Below are 18,459 nucleotides of genomic sequence, written 5' to 3'. Positions count from 1 at the left end.
CCGTCAGGCGGTCAGGGCCCGCTGCAGCTCGGACTCGCTGGCGTCCGCGCCGCTGACCTCGGTCACGAGCCGACCGTGCTTCATGAGCAGGATGCGATCGCACACCGCGAGGGCTTCGGGGACCTCCTCGGTGACGAGCAGGATGCCCACCCCCTCCCCGGCCAGCCGGTCGATGATGTCGTAGACCACTGCCCGGGCGCCGACATCGATGCCCGCCGTCGGGCGATCGAGGATCAGGACCCGGGGGCGCGTGGACAGCCACTTGGCGATGACGACCTTTTGCTGGTTACCGCCCGAGAGCGCGCTGACCGGCTGGTCGATGGAGGGGGTGCGGATGTCGAAGGCGCGCACGACGTCCGCGCAGAACGCCGCGGTCCGCCGCGGGGCCAGCCATCGCCCGGGACCGGTGAGGCGGTCCAGCACGGTTACCACGAGGTTGCTGCGGACCGGCTGCCGGGCCACGATGCCCTGGGACAGCCGGTCCTCGGGCACGTAGGCGATCCCCGCGCCGACGGCGTCGGCGGTGGTGCGCAGGCGCACGGGCCGGCCGTCGACCAGGACCTCGCCCGCATCGGGGGGGTTCATCCCGAACAGCGCCAGGGCCAGTTCGGTCTTGCCCGCGCCCAGCGGGCCGATCAGGCCCACGACCTCCCCGCGGTGCAGGGTGAAGGAGACGTCGGCAAACTGCCCGCGTCGGCGCAGGCCCCGGACCTCGAGGATCGGAGCGCCTGGAGGGCGCACGCCGGACCGGCGGCGGGCGGGAATGGTCCGCCCGGTCATGAGCTGGACCAGGCGGTCACGGTCGACGGCCGATCGGTCGAACGTGCCCACCTTGCGACCGTCGCGCAACACGGTGATCCGCTGTGCGATCTCCAGGACCTCGTCCAGCTTGTGGCTGACGAACAGCGTGGCGATGCCGTGGGCCTGGAGATCTCGCAGGATGCCGAACAGGCGCTGGGCTTCCCGCTGGGTCAGCGAGGCGGTTGGCTCGTCGGTGATCACCAGCCGGGCGTCGCTGGCCAGGGCCCGGCAGATCGCCACCAGCTGCTGGTCGGCGACCGGCAGCGTGCCCACCGGCGCATCGAGCGGCAGGGTCACCCCGATCCGCGCCAGGGCGGCCTGCGCGATCGCCGAGACCGCCCGCCAGTCCACGATCCGGCGCCCCGCGGTCACCCGGAGCAGGGCGATGTTCTCGGCCACCGACAGGTTGGGAAACAGCGCCAGGTCCTGGTGCACCACCTGGATCCCGCGACGGAGCGCTTCTGCAGGGCTCAGGCCGCGCACCCGCACCCCACCGATCTCCAGGTCCGCGCCCGGGTCGGGCGACACCACGCCGGTCACGATCTTGATCAGGGTGCTCTTGCCCGAACCGTTCTCCCCGACCAGACAGTGGATCTCTCCGGCGCGGATCTCCAGGTCCACGTCCTGGAGGGCGACGACCCCGCCGTAGCGCTTGGTGACGTGACGGGCCCGCAGGAAGACCTCAGCCATCGGACGCGGAGGGGATGGGAGGCGCGCCCATCCCCTCGTCTCGTGACATCCCGCACGCGCCGAGCACGCGGGCGTGCTAGAAGCCCATCTTCCGCGCGTCGTCGGCGCTGCGCATCAGGAGGATCTTGTTGAAGCTGATGACCTTCCCCTTGATGGCCAGCTTCCCCAGCCCGGGCACCTCCATTCCCGTGGCGAGCGGGGTGCCCTTGAGCATCGTGCTGGCCACGGCCACCATGGCGTAGCCGGCGTCCCGCGGATCCCACAGCTGCGCCCACTTCATGGACCCATCGGCCAGGTACGCGACGGCCGAGGAGGGGATCGCGCTGCCGCCGACGACCACCTTGTTCCGGAGCCCTTTCTCGCGGACCGCGGCCGCGGCGCCCAGCGGGCCCAGGCTGCCCCACCCGATGACGGCGTGGAGGCGCTCCCCGTAGGTCTTGGTCAGGTCCAGCACGGCCTTGCGCGAGTCGTCCACGCTCTCGGCGGTGGGCAGGCGCGACGTGAGCTCCTTGAGGTACGGGTACTTCTCCCGCGCGTACTTCAGGGCCACGTCGGCCCAGTAGTTGTGCAGGGGAACGGTGAGGCCGCCGACGAGCATGACGAACCCGCACGGCGACGCCGTGGAGCAGCGGATGCCGAGCTGCTTGAGCCCCCGGTCCACTTCGTCGATGGCCAGGCGCCCGTAGGCGTCGCTGTCGATCATCTCGATGTCGTAGTCGATGGCAGCGGTCTCGAAGGGCGACTCGTGGGTGAGCACCACGATCTTCTTCTCGCGGGCCCGGGTGAACACGGGCGCCAGCGCCTTGGCGTCGGTGGGCACCACGGCGACCGCCCCGACGCCGCGGTTGACCACGTCCTCGACCATGGAGACCTGGGCCGCGGCGTCCGCCGTCGACGGCCCGACCTGGGAAGCCTTCACGTTGAACTTCGGGCCGGCCTCCTCGACGCCCTTGGCCATGCGGTTGAACCACGGGATACCGGTGATCTTCACCACCACGACGACCTCCTGCCGAGCCTGGGCGGCGGCACGCGGAGCGACGAGGGTCGGGACGATCAGCGCAGCGGTGAGGAGCGCCGGCAGGACCGCCGTGACCAGCGCCGTCCGTATTCTCATTTGCCGTCCTCCTTTCCGTATCCGGTGGTCCGTAGCCCACCGGGGCACGATGGCTGCGACGGGGTTCGTGCCCCGTCACCTTTTCAGCGTAGGACGGCTGGCCTTCTCTCGCCATCCGGCGAGGGCCCGATTCGGCGTCCCGGCCGCGGAGCACCGGCAGGCACCACCCCGGTCGCACCGGTGGGGCCCGCGCCGGCCGTCGCGCACGTGCCATGTCCGCGCCCCGGGCGTCGTCCACACCGCTGCGCGACGGGTCCGGCCCGGTGCCCCGCCCGCGGGGGTCCGGCCCGACGGACGAGGGCACTCCGGGCCGGGCCGTGCTGCGCACTACCTGACCACGGGCAGGTTCGCCGCTTTCCAGCCGTTCAGCCCGCCCCGCAGGTTGCGCACGTTGGTGTAGCCCCACATGCGCAGGACGGTGGTCGCCATGGCCCCGCGCACGCCGATGGCGCAGTAGACGATGATCGGGGCGCCACGGCTGTCGGGCAGGCGGTCCAGCGCCTTGGGCAGCTCGCGGATGGGCACGTGCACCGCGCCCGCGATGCGCTCGGTGTCCCACTCGGCCTTCTCGCGCACGTCGAGGACCAGCGGCTTCGCCGTCTCCATCAGGCGTTCGGCTGCCTGCGGGTCGATCTGGTAGAAGTCGGCCGGCATCGTGGTCAGCACGCGTTCGGCCGCCACGAGCAACGGCTTCTCGATCCACTCCTTGGTGACCGCCGGACCGACGACGGTCAGGGCCACAATCACCGCCATGGCCACGACGAGCGACTTGCGCATGATCGCTCCCTCCCTGGTGTGTTGATGACCTCCGCCCCGGATCGTCAGAATCTCCTCGAGCTCACCGCCGGCGTTGCATCACCTCCCGTTCGCTGCCCCGGCACGGGCCGGGCGCTCTCAGCCTCCACGGGCTACCGCCGCCCGCCCCTCACAGCCCGTGCTGGCCCGCGTAGACCAACACCACGCGCAGCGCCAGGCCGCCTGCCAGCGCCAGCGTGCACGAAGCCACGGCCAGCCGCCGCGGGCAGCGGTGCACCGTCACCTCGCGCAGTCCCACCGCCAGCGGGACCGCCATGCCAGCGCCGACGACGAGGGTCCAGAACGCCGGCGCCCACACCCCGCGCACGAGGGCGGCGGCCGCAGCCTGGGGGGCGGCGCCCGAGGTCGCCAGCCCGGTCAGGTAGAGGCCCAGCAGGGCCAGCTTGGTCGCATGCAGACCCACCTCTGCCCGTACGAACACCGGCGCCCACGGGCCGCGCGGGCGCAGCAGGAGCAGCAGCGCCACGGCACCCGAGAGCCCCGAGGCCAGGAAGAGCGGTCCGAGCATCGGACTGTTCCAGGCCGGTCGCGCGACCATGGTGCCCAGCAGGATGCCGGTGTACAGGCCCAGGCCCACGCCAAGCCACAGGTTGATCCACGCCAGCCACCGTCCGTGTCGGGCTGCCCACCGCCCGACGTGCTCCAGAACGCGGTGGAGTCGCGGGAGCCTGCAGGGGACGCTCGCGCGGGCCCGCATCGCGAGGAGGGCAGGGATCGCCGCCAGGGAGGAGGTGAGGAGAACCGCCAGCAGGATCCATGCCCCCCACGACATCGGGCTGGTCGGCCGCAGGGTGACGTACAGCCAGAACGGCGTGAGCTTGCTCCCCAGGTCCAGCCACAGCAGCACCAGTCCTGCCCCGATCAGCGGCGGGACGAGCAGGGTCGCCACGCGCACCGCGGGCAGGTACTCGCGGCGCCGCCCGGCCAGCACCGCCCACGACGCGACGATCAGCAGGCCGGCCGCCAGGCCGCCCAGGAACAGGTAGGCGGCCACCTCCCAGCCCCACAGGTCGAGGTGCGTGTTCAACACGTCGCCGTGGCGCTCGACCGCCGGCGCGACCCCGCCGCCGACCGCCGCCATCACCGCGGCGCTTGCGGACGCCGCAGCGCCCCTGCGGCGGCAACCGCTCGATGGCACCGTCGCGGTCACAACGGTCATCGTCCCGTCACCTCCGCCGCCTGAGCGGGCATGCCCTCGCCACGCGCTTCCGGCAGGCTCACCCGGCCGTTGAGGAGGAAGAACTTGGGCCGTGTCCCCAGCTCTGGTCGGTCGACCTCCACGCGCGCGGCCGCGGCGATGGCCTGCCGGAGGGGGCTGGCGGGATCGTCGAGGTCGCCGAAGACCAGCGCGCGCGTCGGGCAGGCCTCGACACACGCCGGAAGCCGTCCGGCGGCGATGCGGTGGTCGCACAGCGAGCATTTGTCCACGACGCCACGCGGATGCGGGTAGCGCATGCCGTAGGGGCACGCCGTCACGCAGGCCCGGCACCCGATGCAGATGTCGTAGTTCACCAGGCAGAGGCCGTCGCGGGTGACGTAGGTGGCCCCCGTGGGGCAGACCGGCACGCACGGCGGACGCTCGCAGTGGTAGCACTGCAGGTGCAGGAACGTCAGGCGCAGCGTCGCGGGGTCGTCGCCCGTTGTGACCTCGCCCACCCGTCGCCGGAAGAACCCCTCGGGCACCTGGTTCTCGACGGCGCACGCCACGGCACACGCCTGGCACCCGATGCAGCGGTCGAGGTCGACGGCCATGCCGTAGCGTGGCATCGTCAGCGCCTCCCGTCGGCGTCCCGCGGCGTGATGGCTGCCGCTGCAGCCCGGCGCGCCGGGGTGGCCGCTGGCGCCGTCGCGCTCCGATCCTGCACGGCTGGCCGCCGCCGCGTCGCCCCGCCGGAGGTCCCCACCGGCTCCAGCCGCACGACGTTGACCCGCAGGCCCGCGCCGCCGCTGATGGGATCGAGCGCATAGCGGGTCTGCAGCGCCGTGTCCGAGACGCCCTTGCCGTGGGCGCGGCGCATGCCCGGCGCATCGTGCCCGAAGCCGTGGACGATGTAGACGCAGTCGCGCCGGATCCGGGCCGTGGCGCGTACCGTCACCGGACCGCTGCGGGCGCCGTCCTGGTTGACCAGCATGACCTGGTCGCCGGTGCGCAGGCCCAGGGCGGCGGCCGCCTGGCGGTTCACCCAGACCTCGTTGGTCTCCATGAAGCGGGCCAGGATGGGGTTGTTCTGCGTGCGGGCGAAGGTGTGCACGGGCGCACGGCCGTACAGCAGGCGGAAGTAGCCTTCGGGCGGCTCCGGGATCGGTTCGTATCGCGGCAGCGGGTCCAGCCCCGCCCGGGCCAGCTCCTCGCAGTAGAGCTGGATCTTCCCGCTCGGCGTGGGGAACGGTGAGCGGGTCGTCCAGTCCTCCAGGTAGGGCCTGCCTTTCTGCACGTGCACACCGGTCTTCTTCAGTTCCTCGAGCGTCAGCCCGATGGAGTTGAGCCGCTGCTCCAGGTACTCCTCGATGGTGGTCCAGGGGAAGTACTGCTGGAGCCCCAGGCGCAGGCCCAACTCCCGCGCGATCCACCACCCAGGCTTGGTGTCGTACAGCGGTGATACGACCGGCTGGCGCAGGGCGATGAACGGCCGCTTGTGCGCCACCGTGATCAGGTCGTCGTAGCGCTCCAGGTAGGTGCACTCGGGCAGGACCACGTCCGCCCAGCGCAGGTGGTCCTGGGGCAGGATGTCGATGACCACGTGGAAGTCCAGGGCGTCCAGCGCCTGGCGCGTGCGGGCCGGATTGGGCAGCGAGTGGAACAGGTTGACGGCGTAGGTGACCAGGCCCTTGATCGGGTACGGCTTCCCGGTGATCATCGGCTCGATCAGTTCCTGGATCGCGATCCCGCCGCGCAGGAACCGGGTGCGACCGCCGTCGGCCCTGGGCTTCCGTCCTGCGGGGACCTCCGGACCGGAGGCCGTCGGGCCCGCTCAGCCCCCGGCCTCAGAGCCGATGGGGAAGGGCGGCAGCGGGTACTCGTCGACGTAGGGCGCTTCGGGGATGTAGAAGCCCCCGGGTCGCCCCCAGTTGCCCAGCAGGACGTTGACCAGGTAGAGCGCCCGCAGGCGCTGGGTGTCGTTGCCGTACCAGACCACGTGCCGGCCGGGCACCACCACCGCGCGCGGGCGGTAGCGCGCCAGGTCGCGGGCCACCTCGGCGATGACCTCGGCCGGCAGCTCGGTGATGGCCGCGGCCCAGGCGGGCGTGAACGGCCGCACGTGGGCCGCCAGCTGCTCAAAGCCCTCCGTCCAGCGAGCGACGTAGTCCCGGTCGTAGAGCTCCTCGGTCACCAGCACGTGCAGCCACGCCAGCAGGAGCGCAGTGTCGGTGCCGGGCTTGATGGGCAGGTAGCGGTCGGCCTTGCCGGCCACCGTCGAGAAGCGGGGATCCACCACCACGACCTTCGCGCCCCGGGCGCGTGCGGCCGCGAACTCCTGCATCATGGTGTTGTGGGCGTTCTCGCCGATGTGGGTACCGAGCAGCACGATGTAGCGGGTATGCTCCCAGTCCACGGGCTCGTGCCCGCCCAGCGGGCGGCCGAAGGTCAGCAGCGCCGCCACCTCGCGCGGGGTGGTGCACATGCCGACCGACGGTTTGGCGGCGTTGGGCGAGCCCCACGCCGGGGCCAGGTAGTCGACGAACCAGCGGTCGCCCGCGTAGTGCCCGAAGAACGCCACGGATTCCGGCCCGTACTGTTCCTTGATGCGCAGCAACGCCCTGGCCGTGACGTCGAGGGCCTCGTCCCACGTCGCCTGGCGGAACTTCCCCTCGCCGCGGGCGCCGGTACGGATCAGCGGCCACCGCAGTCGGTCGGGGTCGTAGAGTTCGCCGATTCCACCCAGGCCCCGGGCGCACAGCCGGCCGTTGGACTTGGGGTTGTCGGGATGGCCCTCGAGCTTCCACACCCGGCCCCCGCCCACGTAGGCGATCGCCCCGCACCGCCACAGGCACATCTCGCACACCGTGGGGACCGCGGTGGTGGGCTGCTGGTACCAGAACCGCCGCCTGGGCGGCAGCAGGCGGCGCACCGCGGGCGCGGACGCCGCGGCGGCCACGGCCGCCGTGCTGCCCGTGACGATCAGGAACTCGCGCCGCGACAGTTTCATCGGGCACCGACCTCCAGGTCCTGCGGCAGCTCGCGCAGCACCGGGCAGCGGGCGACGGCCCGGTGCCACAGGCCCCGCTCCCGCTCCATCGCCCGCCGCACCAGGCAGACGGCAGTGGCCAGCCACTCGCCGTCCATGCGGTCGCGCGGGATGCCGGCACAGGCGCCGGCGTCCCACACGGCGGCGCGGTACTGGGACTCGCTGGCAGGCAGCAGCACCAGGACGCGCAGGTCCGGCGTGTGGTGGCACATCTCGTCCACGAACCGCGGCGTGGCGTCCACGGCGATGTCCCAGTCCAGCAGCACCGCGTGAGGCCGCCAGGTGGCCACGCGGGCCCGGACCTCGGCGGGGGTCGCGGCGTCTGCCACCTCGAGGTCCAGCGGGAGCAGCGACCGGGCCGCCGCCACGACTTCGGCGACCGTCTGTTGCAGCTCCGGATGGGGTTCGGCAATCAGCAGGCGGAACGCCACGGCCACGTCACCGCTCCCATGGTGGCGCCCCTGGGCGGTGGCGAAAATCAGGGATTCCTGGAAAGGTCGGGCGCAGTTTTCCCGACAGCACCGGGGGCGGTCCGCAGGTGGACGCTCGATGGCGCCGGCGCCGCCCTGGCGCAGCGGCCCATCACGGCAGGGAGGCGCGCCGTCCGGGCGAACCGCAGCAGGTGGCCGCCCGCGGGGTCGTCCGGTCAGGCGCGTCCCGCCGCGTCACGCGGTGTGTCCGGCCGCCCGGAGGCGGGCGGCGGCCTACCCCCTCTGGGTACGGGCGGCGTCGTACTCCTCGCGCGTCGCGAACCGCCCTCCCTCGACCTCCCGCTCCACGAGCGCGTAGTGACGGTCGAAGGTCATACGAACGGTCAGCAGGCGATTGCACCGGCTGCCCAGGACCTCTTTGTGCAGCGAGTACCCGACGATGCCATCGTCGAACTCCTGTACGAGGTCCCAGCGGCGGTCCACCCGCACGGCGATCACCTCGCCGCACCGGTCGCACCGTACGTAGAAGACGATGGCCGTGTCGTCTTCCGTCGGTGCCCGTGCCCGCAGGAAGGCCCCAAGCCTGCGCCAGAGGCTCACCGCTGCACCTCCACGCGCTCGCTGGCCGCCCGATGGGCTCGCCGCAGACACTGGCCGAGGTTGGCGACGAGGCTGCGCCGGCTGGTGACGACGAAGAGCGGCACCGGCCCACGCACCTGGTACACGCCCTGTCCCGCTCGCACCACGACACACCCCGTGTCGCGAAGGCGGACGTCCCATGCAGCCGGTGCCAGGAACTCCCGCGCGAAGACCTGTGCCACGTACGAGCGCCAGGAGATCGGACCTGCTGATGGCCATCGCGTCCATCGTAGAGCGGCGCGTGCGAGGCCACAACCGCCTGCACCCACCTGCGCGCCCGGGCAGGATCCCCAAGACACCCGTCGTACTCGCTGAGGGGGCCGCGCGCCGGGGGGTGACTGCGCGCTGCCGGTTACCGCCCGTCCGTCGGACCGGGCGTCTGCCGATGATCGACGACCACGACTACGCCCGCGTGGTGCGCGCCCTGCCCGTGCTGCGCCGCGCCGACCCGCAGCTGGTCCGCGAGCTCCGGGAGGCGGCCACGCTGGTGCGCCTGCCCGCCGGCAGCGACGTCTTCGCCGAGGGCGATCGGGTGGAGGCCATCGCCTTGCTGCTGTCGGGGAGGGTGCGCGTCTACAAGATCGGGGAGTCCGGTCGCGAGATCACCCTCTACCGGTTCGGCCTGGGCGAGTCGTGCGTGCTTACGGCGAGCGCCATTCTCCACCGCAGGACCTTTCCCGCCATCGCGACCGTCGAGCAGGACGCCGAGGCGGTGCTGGTGCCGGCGGACACGTTCCGCCGCTGGGTGCACCGGTTCGACCTGTGGCGCGACTTCGTGTTCGACATGCTGGCGCAGCGGCTGGCCAGCCTGCTGGACGTGCTGGACCAGGTGGCCTTCCGCCGGCTGGATACCCGTCTGGCCGCCTGGCTGCTGACGCGGGCCCGGGGGCACAACCCGGTCCGGGTGACCCACCAGCAGATCGCGGCGGAACTGGGCACCTCGCGGGAAGTGGTCAGCCGCGTGCTGGAGGAGTTCGCGCGCCAGGGGCTCGTCCGGACCCGACGCGGTCTCGTCGAGATCGTGGACGTCGCGGGGCTGCAGCAGCGCGCGGCTGTGTGACCATGTCACCGACGGCGTCCCGCTGCCCCTCTACAGTGAAGGCGAAGACACGCTGTCGAGGGGGATGGGACCAATGGAGGGATTCGTGGGGTTCATGGCCTCGCCCGCCGGCCGCCTGCTCCGCATCGTGGCTGGCGCGGCCCTGATCGCCTGGGGGCTGCTGCGCCTGGGCGGCGGGACCGGGATCGCTGTGGCCGTGGTAGGGGCAGTGCCCCTCCTGGCAGGGTTGCTGGACTTCTGCCTGTTCGCGCCGCTCTTTGGCCGTCCATTCGGCGGGGCGGCGATTCGCGCCACGCGTAGGTAGCGGGGATCGCAACGGGGCGGGGGTGCCAGCGGGTGTCAGGGTACGGCGGACACCGACGCACCCCCGCCCGGGGCGCAGACGAGGGCGATGCGATGGACGAACTGCAGGCCACCGTCCGGCTGACCCTGGAGGAGGGCTATCGGTTCGCGGTGGAGATGGACCGGCCCGAGTGGGCGCTCGTGGTCGACGAGGCGCCGCCGCTCGGGCAGGGCACGGGGCCCAACCCGGCCCGCCTGCTGGCCGTCGCCGTCGGGCACTGTCTGTCCAGCAGCCTGCTGTTCTGCCTGCGGAAAGCGAGGGTCGATGGGGCCCGCGTTCGCACGACCGTGACCGCGACCATCCGGCGCAACGCGCGCGGCCGATGGCGGGTGAGCGGGTTGCAGGTGACGATGGCCGTTGACGGGATCGATCCCGCGCAGCAGGGCGCGGTCGGGCGCTGCCAGCAGGTCTTCGAAGACTACTGCATCGTCACCGAGAGCGTCCGGCACGGTGTGCCGGTGGACGTCGCGCTCGAGGTCCGGGAGGCGTCGGGCGCCGGGGAATCGGGCCGGGACCGGATAGGCGCGGGTGGACCGACGGCGTACACTGACAGGTGATACGCCCCGCGGCGACACAGCCGCCACGGGCCCCGGGAGGCGTGGGACGGCCATGGGCAAGGACACGTTGACCATCACCGACAACCGCACCGGGAGGACCTACGAGCTCCCCATCGTCTACGGCACCTATCCGCGCTACGGCGCGGCGATACGGGCCAGCGACCTGCGCCAGATCAGGGTCGACGACGACGACTTCGGGCTGATGGCCTACGATCCGGCGTTCCTGAACACCGCATCCACCCGGAGCGCCATCACGTTCATCGATGGCGAGCGGGGCATCCTGCGCTACCGCGGTTACCCCATCGAGGTGCTGGCCGACCGGGCCACCTACCTCGAGGTCGCCTACCTGTTGTTGCACGGCGAGTTGCCCACGCGGGCCGAGCTGGACGCCTGGACCCACGAGATCACGCACCACACGTTCATCCACGAATCCATCAAGAAGTTCCTGGACGGGTTCCACTACGACGCGCACCCGATGGGCATGCTCATCGGCACCGTGGCGGCGCTGTCCACGTTCTACCCCGAGGCCAAGCAGATCCACGACCCGGCGGTGCGGCGCAAGCAGATCGTCCGTCTGATCGCCAAGATGCCGACCATCGCCGCGTTCGCGTACCGGCACAGCCGGGGCCTCCCCTACGCGTATCCCGACAACGATCTCTCCTACACCGGCAACTTCCTCAACATGCTCTTCAAGACCACCGAGGTGAAGTACACCCCGCACCCGGTGCTGGAGCGGGCGCTGGACGTACTGTTCATCCTGCACGCCGACCACGAGCAGAACTGCAGCACCAACGCCATGCGGGGCATCGGCAGCAGCCACGCCGATCCCTACGTGGCCCTGGCCGGCGCGGCCGCCGCGCTGTACGGGCCCCTGCACGGGGGCGCCAACGAACAGGTGCTGCGCATGCTGCAGGAGATCGGCAGCAAGGATCGGGTTGGCGCATACCTGCGGCGGGTCAAGGCTGGTGAGGTCCTGCTCATGGGCTTCGGTCACCGTGTCTACAAGCACTACGATCCGCGGGCGCGGATCATCAGGCGGGTCGCCGACGAGGTGTTCGCGGTCACGGGGGTCAACCCGCTGCTGGAGATCGCCCTGGAACTGGAGCGCGTGGCGCTGGAGGACGACTACTTCGTCACGCGGCGGCTGTACCCCAACGTGGACTTCTACTCGGGGATCATCTACCAGGCCATGGGGTTCCCCGTGGAGATGTTCCCGGTGCTGTTCGCCATCCCGCGCACCGCGGGCTGGCTGGCCCAGTGGGAGGAGCTGCTACGGGATCCCGAGCAGAAGATCAGCCGCCCCCGTCAGCTCTACGTGGGGCCCGACGTGCGCGAGTACGTGCCCATCGAGGCCCGGGGGCGGGGGCAGGCGGCCTGAAGCAGGTGCGCCCCTGACGCCCCCGCGGGGGCCACGGACCGCGTCGACGCCCACCGTGGCCGCTACGGCCACGTGCCGCGCAGGCCCTGCAGGAAGATGCGCGCCGTGACCGGGCCGACCCCCTTGAACTGCTGGAGCCGCCGGGCGAGGTCGCGAGGGCCGGTCGCCTGGGCCAGCAGCCCGGTCACGCTGCCGTACCGCTCTTTGAGGGCGGCGCACACCTCCAGGAGCTTGGTGGCCGTGGAGAAGTCATAGCGCACGTAGTGTCCGCGGTCCAGCACCGCGACCAGCCGGTCCCACCCGGCCGCCAGGATCGCGTCGGGACTGGTCAGGCCTTCCCGCACGAACTCGTCGTAGGCGCGCCGCGCCACGGTCTGCTGAATGGGTTTGCCGAACAGCAGGCAGGCCAGGAACCACTTGAACCGCTCCTGCTCCTGCCCGGACGCCAGGTCGATGCCAAGATCGGCGGCGAAGAGGCGCCGACGCCGCCGTGCGGCGTGACGATCAGGATCTCGTCTCCGGTGGCGGAAGGGGGGAGACCTCCATGCGGGTCAACGCGGGGGGACGTCGTTCACCGTCGGGGCGCGGGCACAGGTGGTACACGGCCACGATCTCACCGACAGCAGGGGTGACCAGCGCCTCGGCGCCGCAGGCCGGGCACCGGACGGTCACCGGCGCCGGTCGGGTCTTCGTCGTCTCCTGGGTCGCGACCACCATGGGCCTCCGCCTCGTCGGGCATCCCCTACAGATCTATTATACCGAGGCGTGCAACCCTCGCACTCCCGGCCTGCGCCCTGCTCCAGCAGGAGCCGGCCCCGGCGCGGCGCGTGGTATCGGCTACGCACCCGCGCGGCGGCAGCCGCGTCATCGCACCACCCGCAGCTCCCCGGTCATCTCCGGATGGTACGTACATTGCATCCTGTAGGTGCCCGGGCGATCGATCCTCACCGTGAACCGGCTCGTCTGTCCCGGATTGACGGCGATGTCGGAGGTGATGTCGCCGCCCTCGACGCCCTGGATCACCAAGTTGTGCACCGTCGTGCCCTGGTTGGGGGTCACGAACTCGTACGCGACGCCCGCGGTGATCTCGACGCTGGACGGCTCGTAGAAGTTGTCTTTCATGAGGATGGTGATCACGCCGCCGACCCGTGGCGGCCCTGCGGTGGGCGTGGGCGCGGGCTGCGGGGCACGGCCGGCGCATCCGCCGGCGCCCACAAGGGCAACGATGAGGAGCCACACCGTGCATCTCATGGACGACACCTGCGTCGGTGCATAGTGCGGCCGGCGACCGTTCACACGCGCGGCCGCGACGGCCACCCGGTGGTCTCGGGGTGCCAAGTCTGCAGGAGCCGGACGTAGTTCCCCCGCTCGAACGCCGCCGGGTCCGGACAGCGTCGCAGGCTCAGGCTCCCCCGCATCTGGGCCACGCTGTCGTAGCCGTGGTCGTGCATCCAGGCCTCGAGCTCGCGGCGCACCACCGCCAGGTGCTCGGGCCCGTGGCGCAGCAGCGCCGAGGTCATCTGCACCGCGTGGGCGCCGGCCATGATGGCCTTGACGGCGTCCCGTGCGGTGTGCACGCCGCCCGAGGCCGCCAGCGACGCGCGCACGTGGTCGCAGAGGATCGCCAGCCAGCGCAGGCGCAACAGCAGCTCGGCACTGGTGGACAGCTCCAGGTGCAGCACCACCTCCAGGGCCTCGGGGTCGATGTCGGGCTGGTAGAACCGGTTGAACAGCACCAGCCCGTCGGCCCCGGCGGCGTCCAGCGCGGCCGCCAGGTGCGCCAGCGACGAGTGGAACGGCGAGAGCTTCACCGCCACGGGGATCGTGACGCTGGCCTTGACCGCCTGGAGGACGTCGAGGGTGCGGCGCTCGACGGCCGCTGCGGGCTCGGCCGGGTCGGTCGCCACGTGGTAGACGTTGAGCTCGATGGCGTCGGCGCCCGCCTCCTGCATGCGGCGCGCGTAGTCGGTCCACCAGCCCGGCGTGTGCCCGTTGAGCGATGCGATGACCGGCACGGAGACCAGGCGCTTGATCCGGTGGATCTGGTCGAGGTACTGCTCGGGCCCCAGCGCGAACTCGCCGGGCCGCGGGAAGTACGAGAGCGCCTCGGCGAACGATTCGGCGGGCGTCTCCATGTGGTAGTGCGTCGCCAGCTGCTCCTGGAGGATCTGCTCCTCGAACAGCGAGTGCATGACGATGGCCGCCGCCCCGGCGTCCTCCAACCGGCGCACGGTGTCCAGGTCGTCCACCAGCGGCGAGGCGCCCGGCATCAGCGGGTGCGGGAGGTGGAAGCCCAGGTAGGTGGTCGTCAGGTCCACGGCGGCGACTCCGCGGTCCTCAGTCGGCGGCGCTGCCCGCGCGGGGGGCCGCCGGCTCCTCCGCCGGAGCGGCGGGCAGCTTCGCCAGCTGCTCGTAGATCCGCCAGCGGGCCCGCACGTCGTTCCGCGCGGCGTCCAGCAGGCGGCGGGCGCGCTCGCGGTCGATGGCCTCCACCATGCGGAAGCGCGTCTCGTTGTAGGTGAAGCGGGCCAGGTCGCCCTTCGGCGGGCCCGAGTCGAGCTGCAACGGGTTCTTGCCCTCGGCCGCCCGCCGGGGGTCGTAGCGGAACAGCGGCCAGTAGCCGGTCTCCACCGCCAGTTTCTGCTGTTCGGCGCCGAAGGCCAGGTCGTAGCCGTGGGCGATGCACGGACTGTAGGCGATGATGAGGGACGGGCCGGGGTAACTCTCGGCCTCGAGGAACGCCCGCAGCGTCTGGGTGTCCTTGGCGCCGAACGCCACCTGCGCGACGTACACGTGCCCGTAGGCCATGGCCATCAGCGCCAGGTCCTTCTTGGCGGTGGGCTTCCCCGCCGCAGCGAACTTGGCCGCCGCGCCCCGCGGGGTCGCCTTCGACTGCTGGCCGCCGGTGTTGGAGTACACCTCGGTGTCGAGCACCAGGATGTTGACGTCCCGCCCGCTGGCCAGCACGTGGTCGAGGCCGCCGTAGCCGATGTCGTAGGCCCACCCGTCGCCGCCGACGATCCACACGCTCTTGCGCACCAGGTAGTCGGCCAGCACGTCCAGGCGTCGCGCCGCCGGGTCGTCGAGCCCGGCCAGCCGCTCCCGCAGCGTGGCGACCCGCGCCCGCTGGGCGGCGATGCCCGCCTCGTCGTGCTGGTCGGCGGCCAGCAGCGCCGCCGCCAGGTCGGCGCCCACCGCCGGCGCCAGGCGCTCGAGCAACGCCCGGGCCTCGGCGGTCAGCTGATCGATCGCCAGGCGAAAGCCCAGCCCGAACTCGGCGTTGTCCTCGAACAGGGAGTTGGACCACGCCGGCCCCCGGCCGTCGCGGTTGGCCGCGTAGGGCGTCGTGGGGAGGTTCCCGCCGTAGATCGACGAGCAGCCCGTGGCGTTGGCGATCAACAGCCGGTCGCCCACCAGCTGGGTGAGCAGCTTCAGGTAGGGGGTCTCGCCGCACCCCGCGCACGCGCCCGAGAACTCGAACAGCGGTTCCAGGAACTGGGAGTCCTTGACGTCGTGGCGGCGCACCCGGGTGCGGTCGAGGTCGGGCAGCGTGAGGAAGAACTCCCAGTTGGCCCGCTCGGCCTCGCGCAGCGGCGCCTGGGGGGCCATGGCCAGCGCCTTGTGCCGGGGGTTGGTGCGGTCCTTGGCCGGACACACCATGACGCACAGGCTGCAGCCCGTGCAGTCGTCGGGCGAGACCTGCAGGGCGTAGACGTGATCGAGCAGCTCGTGGCTGCGGAACGGCATGGTCTTGAAGGTGGGCGGCGCGCCGTCCACGGCGGCGGCAGGCACCACCTTGGCACGAATCACCGCGTGCGGGCAGACGAAGACGCACTTGTTGCACTGGATGCAGATGGCAGGATCCCACACCGGGATCTCCTGGGCGATGTTGCGCTTCTCCCAGCGGCTGGTGCCCACCGGCCAGGTCCCGTCGGGCGGGAAGGCGCTGACGGGCAGCAGGTCGCCCTGGCCGGCCAGCATCACGGCGGTCACGCGGCGGACGAAGTCGGGGGCGTGGGCGGGCACCACGGGCGGCCGGCCGCGCGTGGCGGTGACGCGCCCGGGCACGGGCACCTCGTGGAGGTGGGCCAGGGTCTCGTCCACCGCCTGCCAGTTGCGCCGGACCACCTCGTCGCCCTTGCGCCCGTAGGCCTTCTGGATCGCGTCCTTGATCCTGGCGATGGCCTCCTCGCGCGGCAGCACGCCCGAGAGGGCGAAGAAGCAGGTCTGCATGATGGTGCTGATGCGGCCGCCCATGCCGGTCCGGCGGGCCACGTCGCTGGCGTTGATGGTGTAGACCCGCAGGCCGCGCTCGACGATCTGCTCCTGCACCTCGCGGGGGAGGTGGTCCCAGAGCGCGTCGGGGCCGTACGGGGCGTTGAGCAGGACGACCGCGCCCGGCGCCGCGTAGCGGAGCACGTCCACGCGTTCCAGGAACGCCCACTGGTGGCAGGCAACGAAGTTGGCCCGCTGGATCAGGTAGGTCGAGCGGATCGGCCGCGGGCCGAAGCGCAGGTGCGAGATCGTCATCGACCCCGACTTCTTGGAGTCGTAGACGAAGTAGCCCTGGGCGAACAGCGGGGTCTCCTCGCCGATGATCTTGATGGAGTTCTTGTTGGCGCTCACGGTGCCGTCGGCGCCCAGGCCGAAGAAGACGGCGCGGGTCACGTCGGCGGGCTCGATGTCCAGCGCCGGGTCGTAGGGCAGCGACAGGCCCGTGACGTCGTCGGTGATCCCCACCGTGAAGCGGCGGCGGGGCGCCGGTCGGGCCAGTTCGGCAAAGATGGCCGCCACCATGGCCGGGGTGAACTCCTTGGACGAGAGCCCGTAGCGGCCGCCGATGACGAGCGGCATCGGCCGCCGGGCCGCCGTACCGTCGGTGGTGGCCTCGTAGAGGGCCGCGACCACGTCCAGGTAGAGGGGCTCGCCGGGCGCTCCGGGTTCCTTGGTGCGGTCCAGCACGGCGATGGCGCGCACCGTGGGCGGCAGCGCCGCCACGAAGTCGGTGGCCGAGAACGGCCGGAACAGTCGCACCTTGACCACGCCGACGCGCTCGCCGCGGGCCACCAGCCACTCCACCGTCTCGTGGGCCGTCTCGGCCCCCGAGCCCATGAGGACCACCACGCGGTCGGCTTCGGGGTGGCCCACGTAGTCGAACAGGTGGTACTGCCGGCCCGTCAGCGCGGCGAAGCGGTCCATGGCGTCCTGCACGTGCTGGGGACAGGCGAGGTAGAAGGGGTTGCACGCCTCACGGGCCTGGAAGTAGGTGTCGGGGTTGTGGGCGGTGCCACGCACGACCGGGCGGTCGGGCGACAGCGCGCGACGACGGTGCGCCTCGACCAGCTCGTCGGGGATCATCGCCCGCAGGGTCGCGTCGTCGACGGGCGCCACCTTGTTGATCTCGTGGGAGGTGCGGAACCCGTCGAAGAAGTGCAGGAACGGCACGCGGCTGCGCAGCGTGGCGGCGTGGGCGATGCAGGCCAGGTCGCCCGCTTCCTGCACCGACCCCGACGCCAGGATGGCGAAGCCCGTCTGGCGGCACGCCATGACGTCGGAGTGGTCGCCGAAGATCGACAGCGCGTGGGTGGCCACGGTGCGGGCGGCCACGTGCATGGTGAACGCCGTCAGCTCCCCGGCGATCTTGTACATGTTGGGGATCATCAGCAGCAGCCCCTGGGAGGCGGTAAACGTGGTGGCCAGGGCGCCGGCCTGGAGCGCGCCGTGCACGACACCGGCGGCGCCGCCTTCCGACTGCATCTCGATCACCTCGGGGACCTGGCCCCACAGGTTGCGCCGCCCGGCGACCGCCCACTCGTCGGCCAGCTCGCCCATGGGCGAGGAGGGGGTGATCGGGTAGATGGCGATGACCTCGCTCAGGCGGTAGGCGACCGAGGCGGCGGCCTCGTTGCCGTCGAGGGTGACCATGGCGGTCGCCGTGCTGGGTGCCATCGGGTTCACCTCCCGTCCCCCGCTGTCGACCCGGCGGGGGCGCGCATGGCCCGCAGCGCGGCCATCACCAGCTCCAGCAGGCCTGCCAGCTCCGGGCTGCGCAGCAGCGCCACGACCTCGCGCAAACGCAGCGGCGTGCGGCGCGCTGCAGCTGCGGGATAGGCGGCGTTCACCGCGGCTGGGACCTGCATGGCGGCCGTGAAGAACGGTCCGTAGGCGAGCTGGCCCAGGGTCCCCAGGACCATCATCAGGTTGGCTACCATGCTCATCAGCTCGGGGCGCGTCGAGGCGCTGAACGCCTCGTCGAACTCCTCCAGGACCGCCTCGGCGGCGGCCAGCAGGCCGGTATCGGCAAGCCGCTGGACGATGCGCACGCCCTGCTCGAGGGCACCGGCGTTGCGCGCGACCTCGGCCAGCAGGCGCTCGAGGGCCTGGCGATCCTCGGGACTCAGGTCAGAGGCGAGCGGGGGGGAGCTCTGTGCGTTCGACATCGC

At 71.9% G+C, this 18,459-nt stretch carries 20 protein-coding genes; 4 read left to right on the top strand and 16 right to left on the bottom strand.

Going from position 1 to position 18,459, the window contains the following annotated elements:
* Window positions 1-3: 3 nt before the first annotated feature.
* The 10 genes from QN157_03350 to QN157_03305 form a co-directional block, all read right to left on the bottom strand.
* Window positions 4-1,491: a sugar ABC transporter ATP-binding protein gene (locus QN157_03350; GenBank protein MDR7554621.1), complete on the bottom strand. Its 1,488-nt coding sequence runs from the start codon at window positions 1,489-1,491 to the stop codon at window positions 4-6.
* 76 nt (window positions 1,492-1,567) lie between these two features.
* Window positions 1,568-2,605, bottom strand: a complete 1,038-nt coding sequence (locus QN157_03345; GenBank protein MDR7554620.1) for a substrate-binding domain-containing protein — start codon at window positions 2,603-2,605, stop codon at window positions 1,568-1,570.
* 327 nt (window positions 2,606-2,932) lie between these two features.
* Complete coding sequence (locus tag QN157_03340) at window positions 2,933-3,382, bottom strand: rhodanese-like domain-containing protein (protein MDR7554619.1); 450 nt, start codon at window positions 3,380-3,382, stop codon at window positions 2,933-2,935.
* A 148-nt stretch (window positions 3,383-3,530) separates the two neighbouring features.
* Window positions 3,531-4,580, bottom strand: a complete 1,050-nt coding sequence (gene nrfD, locus QN157_03335) for an NrfD/PsrC family molybdoenzyme membrane anchor subunit (protein MDR7554618.1) — start codon at window positions 4,578-4,580, stop codon at window positions 3,531-3,533.
* The gene (locus tag QN157_03330) at window positions 4,577-5,188 is read right to left on the bottom strand and encodes a 4Fe-4S dicluster domain-containing protein (protein MDR7554617.1); all 612 of its coding nucleotides are present in this window, start codon (window positions 5,186-5,188) and stop codon (window positions 4,577-4,579) included. Before QN157_03330 ends, nrfD begins: the two co-directional genes overlap by 4 nt.
* Window positions 5,189-5,190: 2 nt before the next feature.
* Entirely contained in the window at window positions 5,191-6,279 is a 1,089-nt protein-coding gene (locus tag QN157_03325; GenBank protein ID MDR7554616.1) for a molybdopterin dinucleotide binding domain-containing protein, read from the bottom strand.
* Between the two features lie 114 nt (window positions 6,280-6,393).
* Window positions 6,394-7,569 (bottom strand): molybdopterin-dependent oxidoreductase, encoded by a 1,176-nt coding sequence (locus QN157_03320; protein MDR7554615.1) that lies wholly within the window; start codon window positions 7,567-7,569, stop codon window positions 6,394-6,396.
* Entirely contained in the window at window positions 7,566-8,045 is a 480-nt protein-coding gene (locus QN157_03315) for a hypothetical protein (GenBank protein MDR7554614.1), read from the bottom strand. Before QN157_03315 ends, QN157_03320 begins: the two co-directional genes overlap by 4 nt.
* Window positions 8,046-8,312: 267 nt before the next feature.
* Complete coding sequence (locus QN157_03310; GenBank protein MDR7554613.1) at window positions 8,313-8,639, bottom strand: hypothetical protein; 327 nt, start codon at window positions 8,637-8,639, stop codon at window positions 8,313-8,315.
* Entirely contained in the window at window positions 8,636-8,860 is a 225-nt protein-coding gene (locus QN157_03305; protein MDR7554612.1) for a hypothetical protein, read from the bottom strand. The genes QN157_03310 and QN157_03305 overlap by 4 nt, the downstream gene beginning before the upstream one ends.
* 203 nt (window positions 8,861-9,063) lie before the next feature.
* On the opposite strand from QN157_03305, the gene QN157_03300 reads away from it, so the two are divergent.
* The 4 genes from QN157_03300 to QN157_03285 all read left to right on the top strand — a co-directional run bounded on the left by QN157_03300 (window position 9,064) and on the right by QN157_03285 (window position 12,016).
* A complete protein-coding gene (locus QN157_03300) occupies window positions 9,064-9,738 on the top strand; it encodes a Crp/Fnr family transcriptional regulator (GenBank protein ID MDR7554611.1) in 675 nt (224 codons plus the stop codon).
* 73 nt (window positions 9,739-9,811) lie between these two features.
* Window positions 9,812-10,042 carry a DUF2892 domain-containing protein gene (locus QN157_03295; GenBank protein ID MDR7554610.1) on the top strand — a complete coding sequence of 77 codons (231 nt, stop codon included), beginning with the start codon at window positions 9,812-9,814 and terminating at the stop codon, window positions 10,040-10,042.
* 92 nt (window positions 10,043-10,134) lie between these two features.
* Window positions 10,135-10,638 (top strand): OsmC family protein, encoded by a 504-nt coding sequence (locus tag QN157_03290; GenBank protein MDR7554609.1) that lies wholly within the window; start codon window positions 10,135-10,137, stop codon window positions 10,636-10,638.
* A 52-nt stretch (window positions 10,639-10,690) separates the two neighbouring features.
* Window positions 10,691-12,016: a citrate synthase gene (locus QN157_03285; GenBank protein MDR7554608.1), complete on the top strand. Its 1,326-nt coding sequence runs from the start codon at window positions 10,691-10,693 to the stop codon at window positions 12,014-12,016.
* A gap of 62 nt (window positions 12,017-12,078) precedes the next feature.
* Here QN157_03285 and QN157_03280 read toward each other — a convergent pair whose 3' ends face one another.
* The 6 genes from QN157_03280 to QN157_03255 form a co-directional block, all read right to left on the bottom strand.
* Window positions 12,079-12,387 carry a hypothetical protein gene (locus tag QN157_03280; protein ID MDR7554607.1) on the bottom strand — a complete coding sequence of 103 codons (309 nt, stop codon included), beginning with the start codon at window positions 12,385-12,387 and terminating at the stop codon, window positions 12,079-12,081.
* A 133-nt stretch (window positions 12,388-12,520) separates the two neighbouring features.
* The gene (locus QN157_03275) at window positions 12,521-12,733 is read right to left on the bottom strand and encodes a hypothetical protein (protein MDR7554606.1); all 213 of its coding nucleotides are present in this window, start codon (window positions 12,731-12,733) and stop codon (window positions 12,521-12,523) included.
* 147 nt (window positions 12,734-12,880) lie between these two features.
* A complete protein-coding gene (locus QN157_03270; GenBank protein ID MDR7554605.1) occupies window positions 12,881-13,267 on the bottom strand; it encodes a cupredoxin domain-containing protein in 387 nt (128 codons plus the stop codon).
* 41 nt (window positions 13,268-13,308) lie between these two features.
* On the bottom strand, window positions 13,309-14,334 hold the full coding sequence (locus tag QN157_03265) for a dihydroorotate dehydrogenase-like protein (protein MDR7554604.1): 1,026 nt from the start codon (window positions 14,332-14,334) through the stop codon (window positions 13,309-13,311).
* Window positions 14,335-14,353: 19 nt separating this feature from the next.
* Window positions 14,354-17,965, bottom strand: coding sequence for a pyruvate:ferredoxin (flavodoxin) oxidoreductase (gene nifJ, locus QN157_03260; protein MDR7554603.1), 3,612 nt, complete (start codon window positions 17,963-17,965; stop codon window positions 14,354-14,356).
* Window positions 17,966-17,970: 5 nt separating this feature from the next.
* Window positions 17,971-18,456 carry a hypothetical protein gene (locus tag QN157_03255; GenBank protein ID MDR7554602.1) on the bottom strand — a complete coding sequence of 162 codons (486 nt, stop codon included), beginning with the start codon at window positions 18,454-18,456 and terminating at the stop codon, window positions 17,971-17,973.
* Window positions 18,457-18,459: the final 3 nt, after the last annotated feature.

Source organism: Armatimonadota bacterium (assembly GCA_031459855.1).
GTDB classification, from domain to species: domain Bacteria; phylum Sysuimicrobiota; class Sysuimicrobiia; order Sysuimicrobiales; family Humicultoraceae; genus Fervidifonticultor; species Fervidifonticultor primus.
Note: the sequence above shows the minus strand (reverse complement) of the source record. Positions and strands in the feature narration are given on the sequence as shown.